Raw genomic sequence first — 25,351 nt, forward strand, 5'->3', positions numbered from 1 at the left:
AGAAGGACTTATATGAGATTCTTCGCTCATGGACAGAACAGATGGAATGAATGAGTGATAAAACGCGCCAAAAGATGCTGATGATTATTTTAAGATCGGATAGGAGGGAAAAGCGATGATCGAAATAACATACTATCAATCACCGATTGGAGAACTGCTGCTGGCAGCGAAAAACGATAAGCTGATCGGTTTGTGGATAAAGGATCAAAAATATTATTTATCGAATGTTCAGGAAGAGCTGAAAGAGAGAAGCGATCATGCTCTTTTGAATCAAACAAAGGAATGGCTGGATCGATATTTCAATGGCGAAAAGCCTTCGATAAAGGAGCTGGAGCTAGAGCCGATCGGGAGCGAGTTCAGAAAAAGGGTATGGGAAATCCTATGTGAGATCCCTTATGGCGAAGTCATGACTTATCATGACATAGCGAAGCGAATTGCAAAAGAAAAGGGAATCAAACGCATGTCTGCACAGGCAGTCGGCGGTGCAGTGGGACATAATCCGATCTCTATCATTATTCCCTGTCACAGAGTCGTAGGAAGCAATGGCAGTCTGATCGGATATGCAGGAGGCATCCAAAGAAAGAAATATTTGCTGGAACACGAAAAGGCAGATATGAGCAAGTTATTTGTACCGGTGAAAGGAACCGCAATCTAAGCGATCTGTTTTTATGATCAGCAGATGAGCAAACAATGGAGGGAAGCATGATGTATCGCAAACAATATCGATCTCCGCTTGGAATGATCACCTTAAACGCAGACGGAGAAAATCTGACAGCAGTCTGTTTTGAAGACGGAAAAGATTATGGAAGGTATATACAGGATGGGGAAGAAAGGGATCTGCCGATATTCGATGAGGCAATCCAATGGCTGGATCAATACTTTCAAGGGAAAGATCCGGGTCCGATCCCCCGATATAAGCGAAATGATATGACGCCGTTCAGACAGGAAGTAATTGATGAACTGTTAAAAATTCCCTATGGGCAAACAGTTACATACCGTGATCTGGCAAAAGCGATCTGCGCAAAAAGAGGATGGAAAAGAATGTCGGCGCAGGCTGTCGGCGGTGCGGTCGGATGGAATCCGATTTGTATCATGATCCCCTGTCACAGAGTCGTAGGAAGCAATGGCAGTCTGATTGGATATGGGGGAGGCATCCATAATAAGTTAAAACTTCTTGCATTAGAAGGCGTGGATACAAACAGTTATACGATACCTAAGAAAGGAACCGCTTTATAATGGAACAGGCAAAAAGAAGATGCCGTTGGGTAAACGTAAAAAATCCGCTTTCTGTCAAATATCATGATCATGAATGGGGGAACCCGCATTATGATGATAAGTATCTGTTTGAGTTTTTGGTATTAGAGTCTTTTCAGGCGGGCTTGTCTTGGGAGTGTGTGCTGAACAAAAGAGAGGTATTGCGGGAAGCATTTGATGGTTTTGACTACGATCAGATAAGCCGATATGATGAAGAGAAAATCAATGCGCTTTGCAGTTATCCTAACATGATCAAAAACAAATTAAAAATAAAGGCTGCGGTAACGAATGCAAAAGTATTTATCGAAATACAAAAAGAGCATGGCAGTTTCGCTAACTATATTTGGGCCTTTTCCGATCATAAGGTAATCAAAAATGTGGACGATCAGTTTCATGTTACTTCGGCACTGTCAGATACAGTTTCAAAAGATTTAAGAAAAAGAGGGATGAAATTCGTTGGCTCCATCATCATATATTCTTATTTGCAGGCTATTGGCATGATTGATGACCATGAATTAGGATGTGATTTTTATAAGCGTGACGGTGATGAGAAAGGATGAAGGATGACTTGTCATTAAGAACGGATGCGAAACCCTGCATGGATGCCGGATATCGGCTTCCATCATGCGCATAGGAGGGAAATCAAAAGCTTACAGACAATGCGATCTGTAAGCTTTTTACTTTATCAATGATGTTTCGCGTATGCCATGTTTAGCGGTGCGTACGTTCATACTTTGCTCTGATTTCCTCCGGCATTTCCTGCGGCTTGATGTTTTTGACCTTTGCTTCTGTACGCTCTGCACATGCCATGTCATAATACCAGCATTTATAATCAATGAAGTCCATGACATTTTGCAGCTCCTGCATTTTTTCCTGTACTTCTTTTTTACGCTGGTAAAACAGTTCTCTTCTCAGTTCGATCGTTTGATCGCCTTCTTTGCACCAATCAAGGAAGCGTTTGATGTCTTCTAGCTGCATGCCTGCTTTTTTCAAACACTCAATGACGGTCAAAGTTTCGATCTGGGCATTACCGAATTTACGGATGCCGGAGGGATCGCGCTTGATCGTTTCCGTAAATAAACCGATCTTGTCATAGTAGCGCAAGGTCGATACCGTTAATTGAAACATATTGGCAACTTCTCCGATGTTATACATAAACAACTTCCTTTCTAAAATCATCAAAATATGCTTGACCTAAAGTTAGGTTTATCCTACATAATTATAGTGTGGCAGATGGTATCTGTCAAGAAAGGGTGATCATATGAGCAAGAGGATATGCAAGATCAGTGGTGCTGTTCAAGTAGAAAGCATACGCTTTAGGAACCGTTATGGAATTGATCTTGCCGGCGAATTGTACTATGCCAAAAGTATCGACAGGCAGAAAAAACATGCGGCAATCGTGATCGGCGCCCCATATGGCGGCGTCAAGGAGCAGGGACCAAGCGTATATGCCAATGAACTGGCTCAAAGAGGTTTCGTAGTGATGACGTTTGATCCTTCTTTCAGCGGAGAATCCGGCGGCAGTCCCAGAAATGTGGCAAGTCCTGATCTTTATAGTGAAGATGTCAGCGCCGCAGTAGATTATTTAGGCGTTGAGGTATCGTTTGTGGATCGGGGAAGGATCGGTGCATTAGGTATCTGTGGATCAGGAGGCTTCGTGTTGTCGGCGGCGCAGGCAGATACGCGTATCAGAGCAGTTGTGACTGCTGCTTTATTTGATGTGAGCTATATGAGCAGACTTGGATTAAACGAAAAGCAGCTGCAGGAGGAAAAACAGCGATTGTCTTATCAAAGATGGATTGATTTTCAGCAAGGGGAACCGCAATATTTGCCCATGTACCCGCTGACACCGAGTGAATCGATACCAGAGGAATTAAACGGTATCTGGCGGGAATTTTATTCTTTCTATGGTCTGAAACGCGGTCATCATCCAAATGCGAGAGGCGGCAAGACGACGACCAGTGCGATGGCTTTTTTGAATTATCCGCTTTTACACTATATACAGGAGCTTGCGCCAAGAGCGGTATTGTTCATTACCGCAGATCAGGCGGAAAGCCGGTTTCTGAGTGAATACTATTATGAGAAAGCGGCTGAGCCAAAGGAGCTTTATGTGGTTTCAAACTGCAATCATATCGACTTGTATGATGATGTGAAAAAGATTCCTTTTGATAAGATCGAGCAGTTTTTCAAAACACAGCTGTATGGGCAATGACCAAAAGCAGTGAAGTAGATCAAGTTTGATAAACAGAAAGGATGAGGAAGATGAAAAAACGGATGCTTGCATTTGTTTGCTTCTGCGCGCTGATCGGCGTTGTCGGCTGTGAGAAGCAGGCAAATAAAACAGAAGAGGAAGCAAAGCCAAGTGAACAGGAAACAGTGGATGCGAAAGCGCAAGAGCAGGATGAAAAGAGTCTGGTTTTGTATTTCAGCGCAACCGGCAATACAGAAGCGGTTGCCCAGACGCTTGCGGAGGCAACGGATAGTGAACTTGTGGAGATCATACCGGAAGTGGCATACAGCGAAGCGGATCTGGACTATGGAAATGATCAGTGCCGTGCCAATCAGGAGCAAAATGATGATGCGGCGCGGCCGGGTATTCAAAATGTTATCAGCATTGATCGCTATCAGCGTATTTATCTCGGTTACCCGATTTGGTGGGGCACCAATCCCAAGATCATTTTGACTTTGTTTGATGAAGTTGATTTTGATGGGAAAGAGGTCGCTTTATTCTGCACATCGGGCGGAAGTGGAATCGAGACCAGTGTACGGGAATTAGAAGCGTATCGGGAATCGGTAAACTGGCTTGGCGGACAGCGTTTTGCCGGTGCAGATGCTTCACAGGTGCGTGCATGGGTGGATAGCCTGCAGTAAGAAAAGACTTGCTGATGAACTTCAAGCGGCGATCAAAGGAATCCCAGAAACTTGTTTGCATGATGCGGTTTGATTTGGCGAAATCTTAAGAAGCAAGTGGTATTTTACCTATTTGTGCTGATATGCGCAAAATAAACGAAATGAAATGATCTGAAATTGACAAGCAGGGGAATTGGATATATAGTTAGATTGCTAATTATTAGTAAACTAACTAATGAAGGAGGGATGGTAATGGACAAACTGGCCCTGCATACGTTGCTATTTCGGATCACACAGTTACAGAAGGCGCATTTGCGGCCGCGCATGCGTTCTTGTGATCTGACACAGGGACAGCCGAAAGTGCTGCATTATTTAGCAAAGCACGCTCCATGCCGGCAGATCGAAATTGCCCGCAGCTGCAATATCGAGGCGGCAACCGCATCAAAGCTGCTGGACAACATGGAAGCGAAAGGCTTGATTTGCAGAGAAGCGGTACCAAGTGACAAACGCGCGGTGGCGGTCGTGATGAGCGAACAGGGAAAACAGGCGTTCATGAAGTGGCAAAGCCGTTATCGTGAGGTGGAACAGATCGCCTGCCACGGTTTTGATGAATCGGAAAAAGCACTGCTGTGGAATCTGTTGGAGCGGGTCTATGAAAACCTGCAAGAGGCAGCGGTAGAGGAGGATGCACATGCTTAAAAAACTGTATCCTTATATGAAGCCATATCGCTTATCTTTATGGATCGCGGTACTGTGCGTTTCTCTTGAAACTGTTTTTGAGCTCATCATTCCGATGATGATGGCGGATATGATCGATGTCGGTGTAGCGGCGCGCGATCTTGACTATATGATTTGGAAAGGCATGCAGATGTCGGTATGCGCGGTCGTTTCTTTGATCTTGGGACTGCTTTACGCTCGATTTGCGGCAGTTGCGGCACAGAGCTTTGGAGCCGATCTGCGTATGGCGGAGTTTGAACAGGTGCAGAACTATCGCTTTTCCAGTTTAGATCGTTTTGAGACTTCTTCTTTGGTTACACGCTTGACCAACGATGTGAATGTGCTGCAAAATGCGATTTCGCAAGGACTGCGTCCCGGCGTGCGGGCGCCGATGGTGCTGCTTACCGGTTTGAGCGTCGCCTTTATGATGAATGGAGAGTTGGCGCTTGTATTCGTTGTTGCGATTCCGATCTTGGGCGCCGCCTTGTTTATGATCGTGCGCAAGGTCGCGCCGATGTATGAGAAGCTGCAAAAAGCGATCGATCGGGTCAATCTGATCGTACAGGAAAATCTGACGGCGATCCGTGTAGTAAAATCATATGTGCGTGAGGATTTTGAACAGCGAAAATTTGCGGAAGTCAATGAGGATCTGATGAAAGTCAGCCAGCGGACCTTCCATTTTGCACAGATGAATATGCCGGCCTTTCAGTTTGTCATGTATGGAGTCATCATCATGATCTTGTGGTTTGGCGGCAATATCATTGAAGTAGGCGGCATGCAGGTGGGAGAGCTGACCGGATTTTTGAGCTATGTGTTACAGATCCTGAATTCTTTGATGATGCTTTCCGGAGTCTTTCTGCTGCTCATTCGCTCGATTGCTTCCGCAAAGCGAATCGAAGAGGTGCTGGATGAACCGCGTGATGAAAATTCTGCGCTTTGTACCCATGCACAGATCCAAAGCGGTTCGATTGATTTTGAACATGTGTATTTTAAGTACAGTGAGGATGCATTGGAATATGTTTTAAGCGACATCAATCTGCATATCGAGAGCGGACAGACGATTGGGATCATGGGTGGTACCGGGGCGGCTAAAAGTACGTTGGTACAGCTCATTCCCCGTCTTTATGACACCAGCAAAGGCACGCTGAAGATCGACGGACGACCGATCGAAACCTATGATCTGTATGAACTGCGTGATCAGATCAGCATGGTCTTACAAAACAACACGTTATTCAGCGGCACGATCAGGGAAAACCTGTGCTGGGGCAACCCACATGCGACACAAGAAGAGCTGGAATGGGCTTGCCGCATTGCCTGTGCCGATGAATTTATCAAACAGAAGCCGAATGGCTATGATGAAGATCTGGGACAGGGCGGCGTGAATGTATCCGGCGGACAGAAGCAGCGGCTCTGTATTGCCAGAGCATTATTAAAGCATCCCAAGGTGCTGATCTTTGATGATTCTACTAGTGCCGTAGACAGTGCGACAGAAAGTACGATCCGCGAAGGACTGGCTTCTTTGAAAGATGTGACGAAGATCATCATTGCCCAACGGGTTACTTCCGTCATGAATGCCGATCAGATCATCATCATGGAAGATGGAACGATTGCCGACAGCGGCACGCATGAGGAACTGTTGGCGCGCAATGCAACGTATCAGTCCTTATATCATTCACAGCAGGAAGGAGTGTTGGAAGATGGCAAGACCGATTTCCGGCGCTAAGCCGAAAGATTTCCGCTATACCTGGAAGCGGCTCATGCACTTCCTCGCATTACAGAAATACCTGCTTTTGCTGGTCGGCGTTTTGGTGATCATTTCAGCCGGAGTGGAACTGATCGGCACTTATTTATTAAAGCCGATCATCAATGAATATATCCTTCCGGCAGATTTATCGGGCCTGCTTGCGGTACTGGGATTTATGGCGCTCATGTATGGTGGCGGAGTAGCGGCGACATACGGCTATACCCAGATCATGGTAAAAGCCGCGCAGAAAATCGTCTGTGAAATCAGAAACGCCCTGTTTGCGAAAATGCAGAAGCTGCCGCTAGTGTTCTTTGACAGCCGCACCCATGGTGATACGATGAGCCGATTTACCAATGATATTGATACTTTGGCAGAAGCGCTGAATAACAGCTTTGCGGTCGTGATCAAAAGCTTTATCCAGATTACAGGAACATTGACGCTGATCGTGCTCTTAAACTGGCAGCTGTCGATCATCGTATTGATCTGTTATCTGTTAATGTTTGCCTATATTTTATACAGCAGCCGCAGAAGCAAATACTATTATCATTTCCAGCAGAAACACTTAGGTGCGTTAAACGGCTTTGTGGAGGAAATGGTAGAAGGGGCGAAGGTCGTCAAGGTCTTTCATCATGAACGGGAAAATCTGGAGGCCTTTGCCAAGAAAAACAAAGAACTGCGCAATGCGGCAATCGGCGCTTTAACGTATTCCGGCAGTATGGTGCCGATCGTCGTCAGTATCTCTTATGTGAATTATGCGATCGTTGCCGTAGTCGGCGGTTTTATGGCGGTCAAAGGCTGGAGCGATCTGGGTTCACTTGCCAGTTATCTGGTATTTGTGAGACAGCTGGCAATGCCGATCAATCAATTCACGATGCAAAGCAATTTCTTGCTTTCGGCAATGTCCGGGGCAGAGCGCATCTTTGAAGTGCTGGATCAAAAGGATGAAATAGATGAAGGAAAGGTAACACTGGCAAAAGTGAAGATCCTTGACGATGGTACGATGATAGAATGTAACGAAACGACCGGAAACTGGGCATGGCGTCATCCGCGTGCGCACGGAGTCGAACTGGTGCCGTTAAAAGGAGATGTTCGCTTTGCGCATGTTACTTTCGGCTATCAAAGCAGTCATCCGGTATTGAAGGACATTTCCTTATTTGCCAAGCCGGGCCAAAAAATCGCCTTTGTCGGTGCTACGGGAGCAGGTAAAACGACGATCACCAACTTGATCAACCGCTTCTATGAGATTTCTTCCGGTGTGATCACTTATGATGGCATTGACATCCGTTTGATCGATAAGGCAGATCTGCGCCGCTCTTTGAGCATCGTATTACAGGACACCCATTTATTTACCGGTACGATTGCGGATAATATCCGCTATGGGAATTTAGAAGCAAGCGATGAAGAAGTGATCGCGGCAGCCAAATTAGCCAATGCCTATTCTTTTATCAAGCGTTTGCCAAAGGGGTATGATACGATGATAAACGGTGATGGCGGCAATCTTTCCAGTGGCCAAAGACAGCTGCTGGCGATCGCACGGGCAGCCATTCACAATCCACCGGTATTGATCTTAGATGAAGCGACCAGCTCGATCGATACGCATACGGAGAAATTGATCGAACAGGGCATGGACGCCTTAATGGAAAATCGAACGGTATTTGTGATCGCGCATCGTCTTTCAACTGTACGCAACGCCCAGGCGATCATGGTATTGGATCATGGAGAGATCATCGAAAGAGGCACGCATGAGGAACTGTTGGCGCAGAAAGGGGTTTATTATCAGCTTTATACCGGGCAGTTTGAATTAGAATAAAAAACAGATAAAGCATTGTGCTTGAGATGGAATGTTCTGCTGCACAAGATATCATCAAGCGATCGAATCAAGAAAACAATTAAAAAGAAGGAGGCTGTTTTATGAAAAACAAATTAGTGGCATATTTTAGTGCAAGTGGTGTAACGGCACATTTGGCGGCTCATCTGGCTGAGGCAGTCGATGCGGATCTGCATGAGATCAAACCGCTTGTGCCTTACAGCGATGCCGATCTCAACTGGAATGATGCGCACAGCCGCAGCAGCGTGGAAATGAAGGATAAGACATCACGTCCTGCCATTGCCAATCATGTGGAACACATGGAAGGCTATGATACCATCTATATCGGTTTCCCGATCTGGTGGTACACCGCCCCGACGATCATCCATACCTTTTTAGAGCAGTATGATCTAAACGGTAAAACGATCATTCCTTTCGCAACATCAGGAGGCAGCGCAATGGGAGCGACCAATCAGGATCTTGCCCCATCATGTCCCGGCGCGATCTTAAAAGAAGGAAAACGCTGGAATGCAGATGCTTCTTTGACCACATTAAAAAATTGGGCAGAACAGTTATAAAGTGAGGCAGTGAAATGGAATTCAAAGATGTAATAAACAATCGCTATTCTTGTAAGAACTTTGACGGCCGCAAAGTAGAGCGTGCGGCATTACAGGAAATTTTAGAAGCCGCAAGGAAAGCGCCGACTGCGAAAAACTTGCAGGAATATCATCTTTATGTCATAGAAAGTGAGGAAGGATTGGCAAAGATCGATCGCTGTACGCCGTGTCGCTATCATGCGGGTACCGTAATCATGGTAACCTATGACAGCACCAATGTCTTTGTCTATCCCGGTGACAAGCGTGATTCCGGTATAGAAGATGCGACCATCGCCGCAACGCATCTCATGCTTGCGGCAGCCGATCAGCAGGTAGACAGCTGCTGGATCAATTACTTCGATCCGCAAGAACTGGCAGAAGTCATGGAGCTGCCAAAACAGGAAGAAGTGCTGATGCTATTAGATCTGGGCTATCATGCGCAGGGAACAGGACCGCTGTCATCTCACAGTGAACGCAAATCGCTGAGGGAAACGGTTACTTATTTGTAGATAAGATGCAGGGATCAAACCACCTGTTTACGATCTTATGAAAGGATCATAAGCAGGTGGTTTTCTATGCGCAAAGCATGCAATTAAGGGAAAGGGAATGGCAGGAAGAAAAAGGTTTCCTTTATTTGTAAGATCAGACTGTTTTTGCGTTTGACATGCTATTTTAAGCTTACGCTACATAAGAAACAAAAACGATGCCACACTATTTAAGAATTTCCTATCGGAAATTTAATAACTGTTAAGATTTCACATTCCCTTTCTGTGATAAAGTAAAGACAGGTGATGATCATGAAAGGTTTATTTTCAATAATCAGTTTTGCTTTAATCAATATCATGGGACTTGTACAGTTCAATATTCCCACTTTGCAGGAAAAACAGGCGGATCATTTGATGATCGTTGCGCATCCGGATGATGAGATTTTGTGGGGCGGTGATGAACTGCGGCGGGAGAACTATGTCGTGGTATGTTTGACAAATGGCGATAATGATGTGCGGCGCAAGGAGTTTTTTTCGGTGATGAAACAAAGCGGGGACAAAGGCATTATCCTCAGTTTTCCCGATAAGGTAGCGGGCAAGCGCAGCGAGTGGAAAAAAGAATATACGCAGATTGAAAAAGAAGTCGAACAGCTGATGAAATCACGTGAATGGAAAAAGATCGTAACGCATAATCCGGATGGAGAATACGGACATAATCATCATAAGATGACAAGCCGCATCGTAACGGATATCGCAGAAGAAATAGGATACCGCAATCTCTATTATTTCAATCATTACACCAAAAAAGATGATCTGAAGAAAAGTGATGAACAGCCGTATATCAGCGAAGCGGGCATTAAGTGGAAAGGAGAAATGATGAAGCTTTATCAATCACAAAGCGCAGTCAATGAGAAACTGAAACATATGTATGGCTATGAAAAGCTGATCCCGCAAAAAGAGTGGGAATAATGTTCCTTAAATTTGCTTGTCTATGATGATTGTATGAACAAAAGAATCGATGCTTCCCGATAAAGGGAGGCATTTTTTATACAATAAAAACCGGCATCTGCCGGTTTTTCATAACATCAAACATTTTATCACTATCATAATTAAGGAAGGGGCAAAGCAGAATAGGAGAGGGAGGAATTTTATTAAATGTTCATGTCATGTAAGAATCACCGCTTTGCCCCTGTCCTTAAAGCGGCAGATTGCTCTCTTTTACGATATAGAGCGGTCGCTGCTTATTTTCCATATAATCTTTTGTTACATATTTGCCGACGATGCCGATGAAGATCAGCTGGATCCCACTTAGCAGCAATAAGATCGTGACCAATCCGATCGCAAAGCTTGGGGCAAATAGCAGAAAGCCTAGGGAGATGACAGATGCCAGACATAAGGCGATCCCCAATACCATCGCCATATGTACCGGTGCTTCAGAGAAAGATAAGATACCTTCCATCGCATAGGAGAATAATGATTTCAGGCTCCATTTACTGTTTCCGGCTGCCCGTTCTTCATCTTCAAAGGGAATCCATTTGGTCTTAAAGCCGACAAAGCTGAACAATCCTTTAGAATAGCGGTTGTATTCCTTCATTGATAAGATCGCATTGATCATACAGCGTTTCATCATCCGGAAATCGCCTTCGCCCTCTTTCATCTCGACATCGCTTAAACTGTTGATGACCTGATAAAAGTTGTGAGATACGAATTTGCGCAGTCTGCTGTCATGCGTGCGGGAAATTCTGAGCCCACCGGCACAGTCATAGCCTTCTTCGCTGATCGCCGCATACATATCTTTCAAAAGATAAGGCGGATGTTGTAAATCAGCGTCCATGATGACCGCATAATCGCCATGACAGGCTTTTAATCCCGCATACATGGCCGCTTCTTTTCCGAAATTGCGGGAGAAAGAAACATAAATGCAGTGTTCGTCAATGGCTGACAGCTGTTTGAGCAGCTTCAGCGTATCATCGCTTGAACCGTCATTGACCATGACGATTTCATAGTCCACCGGCATCTGATCCACCTGCTTACAGAGAGCTTCATGAAATAATAAGATGCTTTCTTCTTCATTGTAACATGGTACGATAATGCTTAATAAACTCATACGATCATCTCCTTATGTTCCTTGAATACAAATATTTTGGCGGCGATATAATTAAACAGCAGCACAGCTCCCGATACAAACAGCTTAGAAAGCATGATGGCGATCGGCATCCGTGATAACAGAAATAATAAAACATTTTCCATCAGCAGGGAAAGCACTCTGCTGGTAAAAAAGGAAACCGCCTGCCGCGTGAGATTGCCTTTGCTTTGAAAAACGATGCCGCGGTTGGTAACGAAAGCAAATAAAACGGCAAATATCCATGCGATGCTGTTTGATGCGATCAGTTCAATGCCTAAGATCACATGGCATAAATAAAACACGATAAAGTTAATGGCGGTCGTGCAGATGCCAAACCAGATATACAGCAGGGTTTCACGAATTTGTGCTTTTCTCATAACGAATGCGCCTCCATTTCGCAAATAACAATACGCCTAAGGCGGTAAGGGACAGGATCTGTGCAGGAACTTTCAGTGGCGGCTGAAAATGAATCTTCACACGGTGCGTGCCTTTGTCGATCTGACATCCCACAAAACTGAGATTTACCGTTTCGAGCGGTACCTTCTTGCCATCGATCCAGATCGTATAACCGTCCTGTAACGGCAAAGAAGTGATCAGCCAGCCGTCCTTCTGCATCGTGATCTTCGCTTCATAAACAGCGTTTGTTTCATCATAAGTTTCATCAGTTACTGCCGTTTTGTTCTGCCACATCGTCTGAAAAAGAGCAGTCGGCAGTCGATAGGTTCGGATGTCGCTGAGCTGATAGTTGCCCGAGGAGAAAGTGATCTCTAACTGATCGCTTTGATGGGTGTAAAAGGTAAATTGGGTATGATGATTGGGATAAGTGGCGCCGCTGCCGCTGAGACGGTTACGCATGCCGTTGATCGTTACATCCAGATCGTTATAGTTAGAATGGATCGGTTTGATCTGCATCGTCATGATCAGGATCTCATCTTGTAAAGGGTCCTGCAATGACAAACGCATCGTCTCTTTTTGACGGCTGTTAATATGCAATGTGTTTTGCTTGGCGCTGATCCATTTCCCCTGCCGGCTGATTTCCTGCAAGTTCCATGTTTCCTTTGTCGGCTGTATCTGTGTGGTTTCGATCATGTCTTTGTCAGCAGAAACGACCGGTGTCAGTAAGAGCTGCGCGATCTTGTCAATATCTGACAGTGATGCAAACTGTGTTTGGGAAATGACTTGATCGCTGCCATAAGCAAAGGGCAGCACGTTTTTATTTTCATATAAGGTCAAAGCACCTTTTTCGGCAATCGGCACATAACCGTAAGGCGGCTTGTTCTCGCTGATCAGATAGCGGGAAGAGCTGAAAGCCAAAAAGAAGGGATTGCCGTTTTCCAAGGTCGATACACGATTGCGTAAGGAAAGGTTGTTGCGCATGACATCATAATAGAAATGATTGTAGGACTGGGCATGGATCGAACTGTAAATAGAAGTTTTGCCAAGCGGTGCCATGCTGAGATTCATCGACTGTGCATTTTCATGGTAGTCGGCGATCTTTGTAAAAGGTGTATGCGCTAAATCCAGCGATGCGATCCATGCTTTTTTCGCTGCCAGTTCTTTGATCCGCGCATAGGAGATTCGCGGTTCTCCCTGATTCGCCTGTACCAAGATGATTGCCATGATCAGCAGATAAGCATAATAGCCCTTTTGTTTGCGATTACCATTAGCCCAAAGAATCACAAAGGCGATCACAAAATCCCAAAATGCCCACAGCATGTTTTTTTGATAAACGATCAGCGCACTGATCAAAAGCAAACAGAGCGTTTGCTTGGCAGAAAGCGATTCATGACGATCCAGCCATTTACATGTTAATAAGATCAAAAACGGAAGCAGAGGGATGAGCGCTTTCGGGCGGGCATATAAGCCAAGATTCATAAGGTAAAGACAGATCGGTAAAAACAATATGCCCAGCATCACGATCGCCGCAATTCCCTCTCTGCTTTTATATTTTCCTGCCCATAGGAACAGACAGAATCCCATTAGCAGGCCGACCCCCATACAGTAAGGGGAATAAAGCAGCGCTTCCATCTTTATGTCCGGAGTGAAGAGCGCAGGCAGCGAAAACGCCGCAGATGTCTTTGCTCCGGATGTGAACAACGCATAGGCGCACGGCATCCAGAAGAAAGCCGATACCAGTACTGCCCCGCTATGCAATAGGATCAAACTTTTCCATAGCTTTTTGGCAGACAGTTGATGCGGATCCCAGCTCATCATCAGATAGGCGAAGCAGGCAAGCGCCCCACCGACCGTAAAATAAAAACTGGTCAAGATCATCATCGTGATCGCAAACAGATATAGATCGTATTTCTGCTTTTGTAATAAGCGATCCGCACCGTAAAAGCCTAGGATGACAAACGGCATGTAAAGCACGAAGATGACCTGTTTGGCGCTGTGATAAAACATCGGCGCCGCCAGCAAAAGACAGAGTGCTCCGAAAAACGCGGTTGCCGCTGCGACATGGCGTTTCAGAAAATGATGCAGCAAGATGGCGCTGCTTCCCAGCGCGCTTAAATGAATGATCGGCAAGATGAGCGACATCGAAAGGAAAGGAAATAAGTAAGATAACAGCACATCATAGCGATATAAGCCATAGTAAGCAAATGAAAAAACATTTTGTCCGCTGCCAAGATCGCTCATGAAATCCGGAAATAAACGATGTGTTCGGTAAAAGAAAGAACGGAAATCATCGGCAATGGCGATGTGCTGCGTATACCAGTCAGTCGAGGATCCAAATCCCTCCAACCAGATCAAACAGCCAAGTGCGCATAAAAAGGGAATGGCAAATAAAATGAGATCTTTCCACGAACGTTTCCATGCGATTCCCAAAGCATGCGGAAGTCGGCGCATAGCATCATCTCCTTTTCACACCGTTAGTTTCTCATCTATTTATTAAATTATGCCCTATGAAAATCTTAATAATTCTTAAACGCTGATAAAAAGTGAAAAAACTTGTTGTATAATGAGGACAAAGAATAGGAGAAGAGGATGGTCATATGCAAAATAAAATATTGGTCGTAGATGATAATCAGGAGATTCGTGAAGTGATCCGCGTATTATTAGGCAGTGAGGGTTATGAGATCATGGAAGCATCTAACGGAAGTGATGCCATTGCTTTGGCAAAACAAGCTGATCTGATCATTTTAGATATCATGATGCCGCAGACAGATGGCTTTCAGGCGTGTATCAAGATCCGTGAATTTTCCAATGCGCCGATCTTATTTTTAAGTGCCAAGGGGCTGGATCAGGACAAAGCATTAGGCTTTTCCAGCGGCGGCGATGATTATTTGACAAAGCCGTTTTCTTACAATGAGCTGCTTGCCCGCGTCAAAGCGCTGCTTAGAAGATATCAGGTCTATAAGGGAAAACGAGAAGAAGTCGAAGAACCGGTTTTACAAAGACAGGATCTGAAATTAGATACGAATACCCATGTCGTTTATCAAAACGGGAAACTGGTCAATTTGACCGATCTGGAATACCAGATCTTGTACTTGCTGATGAAATACCCGCACAAGATCTATTCGATCCAGAATCTGTATGAGAGCATTTGGAAAGAACCGTATTTCTATACGGCCAATAATACCGTAATGGTACATATCCGGAATTTACGAAAGAAGCTGGAGGTGGACAGTGATGCGCCAAGCTACATCAAAACCGTTTGGGGAAAAGGATATCGCTTTGAATAAACCGCATAAGATGAAGAAAAGCGCCTTTTTCATCAGAGTTTACTTAGTGCTGCTGATCAGTGTGGTCACCTTCTTTACGCTTTATGCGTATCGCAATGACGTATTGGATTACTGGGTGGAAAAGAACCGGATCGATCCTTCGCCTACTTTGCAGGAGGTGGAAAACATAAAGAAAGCCTTTTTGCAATATGATCCCGGTCAAGGGGATAAACAGGCAGCGGAAACGATCATCAGAGAAGAACTCGGATCTGACTATGACTTCATGGTATTGATCGAAGGCACTTGGACCGATACACAATCCGAGGTAGAAGCGGAAGAGTACTACAATATGTATGTGCAGTCTTATATTTCACCTATGAGCAGTTATAGAGCAGAGTATGCTTATAGCTTTTCACTGACCTTTGGTAATGACAAGGCAGGCGAGATCACGCTGTATCCGCTGTTTGGTGAATTCTATGCGATGGCAAGGACGGTCTGTCTGCTTTTGGCGCTGCTTGTCGGCTTGATCATTGCCATAGGACTTTATCTGTCACACCGCCATCATTTGGGCAGCCGGATCACGCAGCGGCTTATGAAAAGTCCCGCGTTGAAATGGCTGCATCATCTCTCTGTCAAACTGCTGGCAGTCAATTTATTTGCGGTGCTGTTGGCAGCTTCCACCTTTTTCTTTTTATATGAGAACCGTTACAGTTTTTTTGAGTTTGTCAATGAAATCGGCTATCAAAGGCAGGATGTCGATGCCGTTGCCAAACAGGTACAGACGATGATCGAAGAAAAGCAATACCGTTTTCATGTCGATGAATCATCAGAAAGCGCCAATGCGCAGGCGTTAAGCAAAGATATTGCGGCGCTGATACCGGAAGATCTCAATGTTTATCTATATGATGAAAACACGTTTTATTATGCCGGATCGTACCAAAACACAGAAACGCGCTTTGTTCGCGGAAGCATGTATAATGTCAATATCGTTGCCAATCCCTGTATCAGGATTTATCCGGCACAGCTGGCAGATGGGATCGGAGAATTATGGATCATTTATTATCCGTTAGTGGAACTGGTATTGCCATATGTCATCGTGGTTGCAATGATTGCCATTTCTTTATATCTCATCATCAGTTTATCTTTTACGCAGAAAAAAGTAACGGAGATCCGTTATATTTATGACGATATCGAAGTATTGTCAAATGGGGATTGGGATCATGAGGTATTTCAGGAATCAAGCGATGAGATCGGGCAGCTGGGCGATCATCTGAACCATATGCGCATATCCTTTTCTGAGAACATGGAGAAAGAAGCAGAAGCGAAAAGGGCCAATCAGGAACTCATCAATGCGATGTCGCATGATCTGCGTACGCCGCTTACTTCGCTCATGGGGTATTTGGAGATCCTGCAGCATGAAAAATATGAGCCGGAGCAGTTATCGGAATATTTGCATAAGTGCATGGAGAAATGTGGGCAGTTGAAAGATCGGGCGGATTCTTTGTTTAATTACTTTATGGTGTTTTCCGAAGAACCGCTGGAATTACAGGAAATCAGTATCTTTCAGTTTATGGAAATCGTGGATAACATGAAAGAGGAATTGGAATTAAACGGTTTTCACATTGCGATGGATGAATTATCGCAGGATGCACTGGTCGAGATCGACCGCAGACAGATGGAGCGTGTGTTTGACAATGTACGCACCAATCTGATGAAATATGCAAGAAAAGAGGGCGTAGAGATCAAACTGTTTTTAGATAAGCGTTTTACGATCATGATCAAAAACAGCTGTAAAAGACAAAGTGAAGCAGAGAGCAACTGCATCGGCTTAAAAAGCATTTATAAGATCATGGAGCGGCACCGCGGTAAAATGGAGGCGAAAAAGGAAGGAGAGGAATTTATCCTGTTTCTGCATTTCCCGATCTCGCATATCGCTTAAAGAGATGGATATCAAAAGAAATGTCAGCAGTCGTGCGGCGTTTCTTTTTTTGCATAGGACATTTGCGGGGAATGGGATTGTATAAAAAAAGATGATTTTGTAAACGATTACACTTTCTTTTTTTGAAACGTGCTTTTTCAGTTTGATTATATTATAATTACGATATGAGATAGAAAAGGAGAAACCATTATGAATCGTGCTATTTATATTACCGGTCATAAAAATCCCGATACTGATTCGATCTGTGCGGCGATCGCTTATGCGCATCTGAAGCAAAGCTGCGGAATTGATGCGATCGCATGTCGCCTGGGCGAACTGAACACAGAAACGGAATTTGTCCTGAATAAGTTTAAGGCGCCGCTGCCTAAGCTCATTCACAGTGCCCGCTGTAAGCTAAGCGACATCGACATGGATCAGGCAGAACTGGTCAGTCCCGATACGACGATCAAAGAGGCGTGGGATCTGATCATTCGCATCAAGAATAAATCACTGTTTGTCGTGGACGAGCAGCAGCGTTTGATCGGTGTCGTTTCGATGTCGAGCTTATCGAATGTGCTGATGAGTGATTTTAAGAACATCCGTGAATTTATGATGAAGACCCCACTATCTAATATACAGAAAACATTGAATGCGACCTATATCGTAAAAAGCGATCTGTATAAAAGCAGCGGTTATGTGCATATTTTGGTGTCAGGCGATCTGGCGGATTGTGAAGATGTCTTTGAAAATTCGATCGTGCTGCTGGGCAATCAGCCGGATATTCAAAAGAAAGCGATCTTGCAGGGGGCAAGCTGTATGATCGTGATCGGCAATCCGCAGGTAAGCGAGGAAATCATTGATCTGGCAAAAGAACGGGACTGTTCGATCCTCTCTACGCCATATGACGCATTGCAGGCAGCGCGCTTGATTTATCAGACACCTTCGATCGACAATGTGATGGGTTTAGATGTCATGGTATTCCATGATCGGGAATTTGTCGATGATGTATCGGATAAGATGAGCAAGACGCGTTTCAGAAGTTATCCGGTGTTGGATGAGCATAAACGGGTCATCGGCGCCGTATCGCGTTTTCATCTGTTCAATTATGAAAAAAAGAAGCTGATCTTATTGGATCATAATGAGCGTTCACAGAGCATCAATGATCTGGAAATGGCAGAAGTGCTGGAAATCATCGACCATCACCGCATCGGCGATATTGAAACGAGCAATCCGATCAATTTTCGCAACCAGCAGATCGGCAGCACCTGTTCCATTATTGCGACGATGTATAAAGAGCAGGGCATTGAGCCGACACCGACGATCGCGGGATTATTATGTTGTGCGATCATATCGGATACGATGAATTTTAATTCTCCGACATCAACGGCACTGGATCGCTCGATTGCCGATGATCTGGCACAGCTTGCGGGCATTGATACGGATGCGCTCGCCAAAGAAATGTATGAATCGGTGGCGACGCTGCGTTTTAAGTCTTTCGGGGAAATTCTTTATAATGATTTTAAGGAATTTTCCATAGAAGGCACCAGACTGGGGATCGGACAAATCAATCTGTTGGATATTCGTGAACTGGAGATCATCAAGAAAGAGTTTGTCAATTACATGGAAAAGGTCAATAATGCGAATCAATATGATCTGCTGATGATGGTCTTTACCAATGCGGAAGGCAAGGGCAGCAATCTGGTGTTTGTGGGAAGCAAGGGCTGGATCATCGATCAGGCATTCAAAGATGCGCAGAAGGAAAAAATGTATTTTGTGGAGAATGTCGTATCGCGTAAAAAACAGCTGATTCCGGCAATCTCAAAAGTATTGAAGGAAGTATCGCTTTGATAAAGAGGTGATGGGATGCGTGATGAAAAGGAAATGCTGGGACTGATCATTGAAACAGCACGTTTGGATGAACGCATCAAAGCGGTATGGATGAATGGGTCTCGTGCCAATCCTCATGCAAAGCGGGATTTGTTTCAAGATTACGACATTGTTTATCTGGTGGAGGAAACAAAGCCGTTTTATGAAGATGCTTCTTGGATCGATCGTTTCGGCGAGCGGCTTTATGCACAGCGTCCCGATGAAGTGGATCGATGCAATGGTCTGCCGGTGGATTTTGATCAATGCTATGGCTGGCTGATCCAGCTTGCGGATGGCAATCGCTTAGATCTGCATGTGGTAACAAAGCAGGATCATACGTTTTTAGAGGACGGTATGTATGTGGTGCTGCTTGATAAAGAGCATCGTTTTGATGAGCGGCATCTGCCAAGTGATGCTTTCTATTATGTGAAAAAGCCGACACAGAAGCAGTTTTGGGCATGTTGCAATGAGTTTTGGTGGTGCCTGAATAATGTAGCGAAGGGATTGTGGCGAAAGGAAGTCCCTTATGTGCATGATGCGCTGTATCAGGGCAGTCATCCACAGCTTATCAGGCTGTTGTACTGGCAGGTCGGATTTGCACATGATTTTCAGGTTTCCTGCGGGAAAAGCGGCAAGTACCTTGAGGACTATCTGGAAAGGGATGTCTGGAATCGCTTTTTGCATACCTATGCCGGTTTTGAGATAGCAGATCTTTGGCAAGCAGTTTTCTGTATGTGCGATCTGTTTATGGAAACCGCGCAGGAGCTGGCAAAGCGCTATGGCTATCACTATGATCAAAAAGAAGCCGATGCCGCCTATGCGCATTTACGCCATGTGCATGGACTGCCGGCAGATGCCAAGGCGATTTACGAGAGATGAAATAGTAGAAAAAGGGCAAAGCTGCTCTTTTTTAATCGCTATATGGTGTGAAAAAGACAGATCAATAAGTCTCTTTTTCCTGTTGTAAGCGCTTGACAATATATATATATATATATATACTGGTATTGAATAAATAAGCGGGAAAGGAAAAGGGAAATGAATACTATGAGAGAAAGCAAGGCTTTTTATAAAAAAATGATGATGATTTTATTAGTAGGTATGATGGGGGTCGGTGTTGTCGGCTGTGGGAGCAGCGATATAAAAGAAGAAGCACCGAAAGAAGATAATGTTGAAAAAGAAAAGCAGAATGAGCAAGATAGTATCAAAATCGGCCTAGCTGAGCAAGCGAAATACCTTCCAAATCAAACAATGAATAGTGAAGCAACAAAAGCACTTACAGCGGGTACACTTATTGATGCAGAGGATCTTACGGAAATGCCGGATGAACTTGTTTTAGAGGAGGCAGAACTGGCGATTGGATATCGTTATAATACACTTTATAATACAGAGGGATCTAATCCTGTTCCAACTGAAATGATTGATGGAATGCCATGGGAATTAAATGAAGAAGGGCATACAATCACAACGACAGATGGAGCTAGAATGGAAGTGATATTTTTGGGCATATCCATTGTTCCAATCGCTGATTATCAAAAGGATAAGAGTACAGAGAAATGGAATAAAATGATTGATTCTGATGGGTTGCTAGTACCTGCGGGCGAAGTGCTTTCAGAAGAAAAAATCAAAGAATTAGATGCAAAGTAACAGGATCGTAATCAAGCATTTTTGAAAATGAACAGGAAAGATGAAAAAAACTTCGGAATGACCCGAAGTTTTTTTAAGCATCACTATCTTCAAATTGTGATTGATAGAGTTTGGCATAGAAACCGTTTTGCGCAAGCAGTTCTTCATGTGTTCCTTTTTCTACGATATCGCCGTGATCCATGACTAAGATCATATCAGCGTCACGGATCGTCGATAAACGATGTGCAATGACAAAGGATGTTCTGCCTTTCATCAGATTATCCATTGCTTTTTGAATACTGATTTCCGTTCGAGTATCGACAGAGGAAGTGGCTTCATCAAGGATCAAGATCTGTGGATCTGCCAAGATGGCGCGGGCAATGGTAAGCAGCTGCTTTTGACCTTGTGAAATATTAGAGGCTTCTTCATTTAAGATGCTGTCATAGCCATCCGGCAGGGTATGGATGAAGTGATCGACCTGTGCTGCCTTTGCGGCCGCATAGATTTCTTCATCGGTAGCGTCCTGCTTGCCATAGCGAATATTGTCTTTTAATGAAGCATGATAGAGCCAAGTATCCTGCAATACCATGCCGAACAAGCCTCTTAGATCATTGCGCTTAAACTGCTTGATATCTAACTGATCGATCAAGATCGCCCCTTGGGTAACATCATAATAACGCATCAACAGCTTGATCATCGTTGTTTTACCGGCGCCGGTCGGCCCGACGATCGCCACTTTTTGTCCCGGTTTTACCACAGCGGTAAAATCGTTGATGATCGTCTTGTCCGAGGTGTAGCCGAAATTGACATGGGCAAACCAAACTTCGCCTTTCAGATCTTCGGTGCTCAACGCATCTACCGGATCTGGTGTTTCTTCCTGCTCTTCCAAGAAAGCAAAGACACGTTCCGCAGCCGCCATCGTCATCTGCATCGTATTGGAAATCTGTGAGATCGACTGAATCGGCTGGTTGAAGGAGCGTACATACTGAATAAAAGCCTGAATATCACCGATCGTGATCGTTCCTTGCGCCGCATAGAAACCGCCTAAGATGGTAATTAAGACGTAACCGATATTGGAAATAAAACTCATGATCGGCATCATCAGACCGGAAAGGAATTGAGATCGCCAAGCACTGTTGTAAAGCGAATCGTTTAATTCATTAAACTGTGCAACCGAGCGCGCTTCGCCGTTATAGGCCTTTACGATCGTATGCGCACCATACATTTCTTCGATATGTCCGTTTACATGTCCTAAATAATCCTGCTGCTGGCGGAAGTATTTTTGTGAATACTTGATGACGACCATGATAAACAGCATGGAGATCGGCAAGATCAGCAGCGCCACAAGGCTCATCTGCCAACTGATGGAAAACATCATGACCAGATAGCCGATCAGCTGGGTCAAACTGGTAATGACCTGTGTCGATATCTGATTTAAGTTCTGCTGAAGCACATCGACATCGTTGGTAACTAAGGACAGCACTTCACCGTATGGACGTGTGTCATAGTAGGATAATGGCAGCTTATGCACCTTTTCTTCGATTTCTTTCCGCAGCTTATAGGCGATCTTATTGGAAATACCGGTCATTAAGAAGCCCTGTACGAGGTTACATGCCGCTGATACGATATAAAGTCCCAGCAGGAACAATAAGATCCTGGCGATCTTGTCAAAGTCAAAGCCTTTGCCGTTTTGTGCGATCAGATTCATCAGTCCTTCAAATAGAACCGTTGTCGCTTCACCCAGGATCTTCGGCCCGACGATCATGAAAATGGTTGCCAGCGCCGCAATGACCATGACGATTACCATCGTAATTTTATAACTGCCCAGATAGTGCAGCAATTTCTTTAATGTACCTTTGAAGTCTTTGGCTTTTTCACCGCTCATAGCAGGACCATGTCCCATCGGCCCTCTGCGTCTTGGATTCGTTGTTTTTTCGCTCATATTACAATTCCTCCTTTGACAGCTGTGAAGATGCGATTTCATAATAAGTCGGACAAGTTTTCAATAATTCTTCATGTGTGCCCTTGCCGACGACTTTGCCCTCATCTAACACTAAGATCTGATCGGCGTGCATGATAGTGGAAACACGCTGGGCAACGATCAGCAGCGTCGCATCGCTTAAATTCTCATGCAGCGCATTTCTTAACTTTGCATCGGTCTTAAAGTCCAGCGCTGAAAACGAATCATCAAAGATATAGATCGGTGCTTTGGTTGCGAGTGCGCGGGCGATCGACAGACGCTGTTTCTGTCCGCCGGATACATTGGCGCCTCCTTGGGCGATCAGATCTTGATAGCCGTTCTCTTTGCTTTCAATGAATTCCTCAGCCTGTGCGATCTGCGCAAACTGCTTGATTTCCGATAGATCGGCGTTCGGGTTGCCATAGGCGATGTTTTCGGCGATCGTACCGGACATCAGAATGCCTTTTTGCGCTACATAGCCGATCTGTTCGTGCAGGTCATGCTGCTTCACTTCCCGGACATCGACGCCGTTTACGAGAATGGCGCCTTCGCTTACATCATAAAAGCGCGGGATCAGATTGATCAGCGTTGATTTGCCGCTTCCCGTCGAACCGATGAAAGCAACCGTTTCACCCGGCTTGGCGGTAAAGGAAACATGCGAGATCACATATTCATCGGCATTGTCATAGCGAAATGAAACATCTTTGAATTCCACAACGCCGCGCATATTTTCCTGAAATGGTTTTGGTTCAAGCGGATCTTCAATACTTGGCTTTGTCTGCAATACTTCGTTGATACGCTGGGCGCAGGCAGAAGCACGCGGTACCATGATGAAGATCATGGAAATCATCAAGAACGCCATGATGATCTGCATCGCGTATTGAATAAAGGCCATGAGGTCGCCGACCATCATATTCGCATCGGCAATCTGGTGTCCGCCAACCCACACGATGAGCAGCGTCAGGGTATTCATGATCAGCATCATTGCCGGCATCATTACGGTAATGACTCGATTGACAAATAATGAGTTGGCAGTCAAATCGCGGTTTGCCTGATCAAAGCGATTCTTTTCAAATTCCTGTGAACCGAATGCTCTTACGACGAGCAGACCGCTTAGATTCTCTCTGGCGACCAGATTGATCCGGTCGATCAGCTTCTGCATGATGCGAAAGCGCGGCATTGCCACTTTCATGATCACACCGATCAAGGCAAATAACAGCACCAGCGCCACGGCAAGCGTCCATGTCATGGAAGTATTCTTTCCCATGATCATGATCAGACCGCCAATCCCCATGATCGGTGCATAGGCGAGCATACGGATGCCTAAAATGATCACCATTTGCACCTGGGTAATATCGTTGGTGGTGCGTGTGATCAATGAGGAAGAAGAAAAGCGGTCAAATTCTTTGGCGGAAAAGCTTTCCACTTTTTCAAAGAGATCCTTGCGCAGTCCTCGGGCAAAGCCGGCTCCGATACGGGATGCCAGAAAGCCGACGGAAACCGCCGCGATCACGCCGAGCAAAGAGATGCCCAGCATTTTCAGACCGGTCGATAAAATATACTGCATCTGTATCTCATCTAGGTCCATGCCCAGTTCCTGATAAAACAAAGAGGTCATCACCGAAGCGGTCTGGGTGCTTAAGCTTGCTTCTAAATCACTGCTTTGGGTTTGCGGCACACGCTGTTCTTGTGGAATCGCGGCAAGCATCGGCAGCATCTTGTAAATTTCTTCCATGTCGATGTTTTCCATGTTTGCTTCACTTTGCGTTGTATTCGCTTCTGTTCCCATACTGTTCAAAAACGTTAGCATGCGTGTCGTCGCGCTGCCGAAAGCACTGTCCAGATCTTCTCTTTGCTCATTGCTTACATCGCGCAGTTCTACGGTTTGCGTCGTATTTTGCACTTCGTCTGATAAGCTGTCGCGCCGCTCGCTTATCTCACTTGTATAAGCGTCCTCTACCAGTGCAATTTCTTTTTCATTCATAAACAGCTGCATGAGCTGCATACCGTTTTTCGATAGGATGTCAGGTGAAGCATGATCGATGCCGCTGTTTTGGATGCCCACATTGACGATGTCTGACATATAGTTAGGCAGACCGAGATCACACATCGCCTGGACAAACAGCAGCGCCACCGCTGCGACGATCATAACGGTAAACGGTTTTAGATAACGAAATAGTTTACTCATTTTTATCCTTTCCTTTCAACATTGTTTCATTCATCACTTCCTGCATAATGTCAGGAATACGGTTTAAGATGCGGGTGAAATGGCTACGGTCGGTTTCACCGAGCTTTTCAATAAATAGGTTCGTGCGCCGATCCATCACTTCCTTTTGCCGATGCAGCACGTTTTCACCGGGTTCAGTCAAATAAACATAGACATTGCGACGATCCCGCTTTGAGTTGATACGCTCGATATAGCCCTTTTCCTCTAAATCGCGCAGGGCTCTGGAAATGGCCGGTTTGGATACTTCCGCAGACTGGCATAGATCACTGATCCGTGTCAAACGGCGCATTTGTTGGTCAAGTGTGACCAAAACGGCCTGCTCCTTGATCTGCATTAAGAGATAGAAAGCAAACTGTGGCAAACAGTCATTTTGATTGCTGTGAAAATCCTGCATGAACCGCTTGATGCGATGCATGGCAGTAAGCAGTTCTTCCGTTTCATTGCTTTTCATAAAACCGCCTCCCTTCAAAATAATTAACAATGTTAATGATTATTATAGTCAACTGTTTATAAAAGT

23 protein-coding genes are annotated in these 25,351 nt (G+C 45.0%); 16 read left to right on the top strand and 7 right to left on the bottom strand.

Annotation, left to right across the window (positions count from 1 at the left end; all coding sequences use genetic code 11):
- Positions 1-115 precede the first annotated feature (115 nt).
- The 3 genes from C1712_RS12340 to C1712_RS12350 are packed head-to-tail and all read left to right on the top strand — an operon-like array spanning position 116 to position 1,814.
- Positions 116-655, top strand: coding sequence for a methylated-DNA--[protein]-cysteine S-methyltransferase (locus C1712_RS12340; protein WP_102269628.1), 540 nt, complete (start codon positions 116-118; stop codon positions 653-655).
- Between the two features lie 50 nt (positions 656-705).
- Positions 706-1,236 (top strand): methylated-DNA--[protein]-cysteine S-methyltransferase, encoded by a 531-nt coding sequence (locus C1712_RS12345; protein ID WP_245858172.1) that lies wholly within the window; start codon positions 706-708, stop codon positions 1,234-1,236.
- Complete coding sequence (locus C1712_RS12350; RefSeq protein WP_102269632.1) at positions 1,236-1,814, top strand: DNA-3-methyladenine glycosylase I; 579 nt, start codon at positions 1,236-1,238, stop codon at positions 1,812-1,814. The genes C1712_RS12345 and C1712_RS12350 overlap by 1 nt, the downstream gene beginning before the upstream one ends.
- Before the next feature lie 151 nt (positions 1,815-1,965).
- Here C1712_RS12350 and C1712_RS12355 read toward each other — a convergent pair whose 3' ends face one another.
- Positions 1,966-2,409, bottom strand: coding sequence for a MerR family transcriptional regulator (locus C1712_RS12355; protein WP_180963190.1), 444 nt, complete (start codon positions 2,407-2,409; stop codon positions 1,966-1,968).
- A 106-nt stretch (positions 2,410-2,515) separates the two neighbouring features.
- Here C1712_RS12355 and C1712_RS12360 point away from each other — a divergent pair, with 106 nt between their 5' ends.
- The 8 genes from C1712_RS12360 (at position 2,516) to C1712_RS12395 (ending at position 10,422) form a co-directional block, all read left to right on the top strand.
- Entirely contained in the window at positions 2,516-3,466 is a 951-nt protein-coding gene (locus tag C1712_RS12360) for an alpha/beta hydrolase (RefSeq protein WP_102269634.1), read from the top strand.
- 50 nt (positions 3,467-3,516) lie between these two features.
- Positions 3,517-4,125, top strand: a complete 609-nt coding sequence (locus tag C1712_RS12365) for a flavodoxin (protein WP_180963191.1) — start codon at positions 3,517-3,519, stop codon at positions 4,123-4,125.
- Positions 4,126-4,356: 231 nt separating this feature from the next.
- Positions 4,357-4,803, top strand: coding sequence for a MarR family winged helix-turn-helix transcriptional regulator (locus tag C1712_RS12370; RefSeq protein ID WP_180963192.1), 447 nt, complete (start codon positions 4,357-4,359; stop codon positions 4,801-4,803).
- Positions 4,796-6,544, top strand: coding sequence for an ABC transporter ATP-binding protein (locus C1712_RS12375; protein ID WP_102269640.1), 1,749 nt, complete (start codon positions 4,796-4,798; stop codon positions 6,542-6,544). Before C1712_RS12370 ends, C1712_RS12375 begins: the two co-directional genes overlap by 8 nt.
- Positions 6,519-8,375, top strand: coding sequence for an ABC transporter ATP-binding protein (locus tag C1712_RS12380; protein WP_102269642.1), 1,857 nt, complete (start codon positions 6,519-6,521; stop codon positions 8,373-8,375). The genes C1712_RS12375 and C1712_RS12380 overlap by 26 nt, the downstream gene beginning before the upstream one ends.
- Before the next feature lie 101 nt (positions 8,376-8,476).
- Complete coding sequence (locus C1712_RS12385; protein ID WP_102269644.1) at positions 8,477-8,950, top strand: flavodoxin; 474 nt, start codon at positions 8,477-8,479, stop codon at positions 8,948-8,950.
- Between the two features lie 14 nt (positions 8,951-8,964).
- Positions 8,965-9,477, top strand: a complete 513-nt coding sequence (locus C1712_RS12390; RefSeq protein WP_102269646.1) for a nitroreductase family protein — start codon at positions 8,965-8,967, stop codon at positions 9,475-9,477.
- A 288-nt stretch (positions 9,478-9,765) separates the two neighbouring features.
- On the top strand, positions 9,766-10,422 hold the full coding sequence (locus tag C1712_RS12395; protein WP_180963193.1) for a PIG-L family deacetylase: 657 nt from the start codon (positions 9,766-9,768) through the stop codon (positions 10,420-10,422).
- Positions 10,423-10,648: 226 nt separating this feature from the next.
- Here C1712_RS12395 and C1712_RS12400 read toward each other — a convergent pair whose 3' ends face one another.
- The 3 genes from C1712_RS12400 to C1712_RS12410 are packed head-to-tail and all read right to left on the bottom strand — an operon-like array spanning position 10,649 to position 14,425.
- On the bottom strand, positions 10,649-11,560 hold the full coding sequence (locus C1712_RS12400) for a glycosyltransferase (RefSeq protein WP_102269650.1): 912 nt from the start codon (positions 11,558-11,560) through the stop codon (positions 10,649-10,651).
- A complete protein-coding gene (locus C1712_RS12405) occupies positions 11,557-11,955 on the bottom strand; it encodes a GtrA family protein (RefSeq protein ID WP_102269652.1) in 399 nt (132 codons plus the stop codon). The genes C1712_RS12400 and C1712_RS12405 overlap by 4 nt, the downstream gene beginning before the upstream one ends.
- Positions 11,933-14,425 carry a YfhO family protein gene (locus C1712_RS12410; protein ID WP_102269654.1) on the bottom strand — a complete coding sequence of 831 codons (2,493 nt, stop codon included), beginning with the start codon at positions 14,423-14,425 and terminating at the stop codon, positions 11,933-11,935. The genes C1712_RS12405 and C1712_RS12410 overlap by 23 nt, the downstream gene beginning before the upstream one ends.
- 146 nt (positions 14,426-14,571) lie before the next feature.
- Between C1712_RS12410 and C1712_RS12415 the strand changes: the two genes are divergently transcribed.
- The 5 genes from C1712_RS12415 (at position 14,572) to C1712_RS12435 (ending at position 20,668) form a co-directional block, all read left to right on the top strand.
- Positions 14,572-15,261, top strand: a complete 690-nt coding sequence (locus tag C1712_RS12415; protein ID WP_102269656.1) for a response regulator transcription factor — start codon at positions 14,572-14,574, stop codon at positions 15,259-15,261.
- The gene (locus tag C1712_RS12420) at positions 15,209-17,179 is read left to right on the top strand and encodes a sensor histidine kinase (protein WP_102269658.1); all 1,971 of its coding nucleotides are present in this window, start codon (positions 15,209-15,211) and stop codon (positions 17,177-17,179) included. The genes C1712_RS12415 and C1712_RS12420 overlap by 53 nt, the downstream gene beginning before the upstream one ends.
- Before the next feature lie 189 nt (positions 17,180-17,368).
- Positions 17,369-19,006, top strand: coding sequence for a putative manganese-dependent inorganic diphosphatase (locus C1712_RS12425; RefSeq protein ID WP_102269660.1), 1,638 nt, complete (start codon positions 17,369-17,371; stop codon positions 19,004-19,006).
- Positions 19,007-19,021: 15 nt separating this feature from the next.
- The gene (locus tag C1712_RS12430; protein WP_102269662.1) at positions 19,022-19,903 is read left to right on the top strand and encodes an aminoglycoside 6-adenylyltransferase; all 882 of its coding nucleotides are present in this window, start codon (positions 19,022-19,024) and stop codon (positions 19,901-19,903) included.
- Between the two features lie 165 nt (positions 19,904-20,068).
- Positions 20,069-20,668 (top strand): hypothetical protein, encoded by a 600-nt coding sequence (locus C1712_RS12435; protein ID WP_180963194.1) that lies wholly within the window; start codon positions 20,069-20,071, stop codon positions 20,666-20,668.
- A gap of 73 nt (positions 20,669-20,741) precedes the next feature.
- Here C1712_RS12435 and C1712_RS12440 read toward each other — a convergent pair whose 3' ends face one another.
- The 3 genes from C1712_RS12440 to C1712_RS12450 are packed head-to-tail and all read right to left on the bottom strand — an operon-like array spanning position 20,742 to position 25,285.
- On the bottom strand, positions 20,742-22,589 hold the full coding sequence (locus C1712_RS12440) for an ABC transporter ATP-binding protein (protein WP_102269666.1): 1,848 nt from the start codon (positions 22,587-22,589) through the stop codon (positions 20,742-20,744).
- A 1-nt stretch (position 22,590) separates the two neighbouring features.
- Positions 22,591-24,795: an ABC transporter ATP-binding protein gene (locus tag C1712_RS12445; RefSeq protein WP_102269668.1), complete on the bottom strand. Its 2,205-nt coding sequence runs from the start codon at positions 24,793-24,795 to the stop codon at positions 22,591-22,593.
- Positions 24,788-25,285, bottom strand: a complete 498-nt coding sequence (locus C1712_RS12450; protein WP_102269670.1) for a MarR family winged helix-turn-helix transcriptional regulator — start codon at positions 25,283-25,285, stop codon at positions 24,788-24,790. The genes C1712_RS12445 and C1712_RS12450 overlap by 8 nt, the downstream gene beginning before the upstream one ends.
- Between the last annotated feature and the right edge of the window lie 66 nt (positions 25,286-25,351).

The sequence above is a fragment of the Massilicoli timonensis genome, from assembly GCF_900199515.1.
Taxonomy (GTDB): domain Bacteria; phylum Bacillota_I; class Bacilli_A; order Erysipelotrichales; family Erysipelotrichaceae; genus Massilicoli; species Massilicoli timonensis.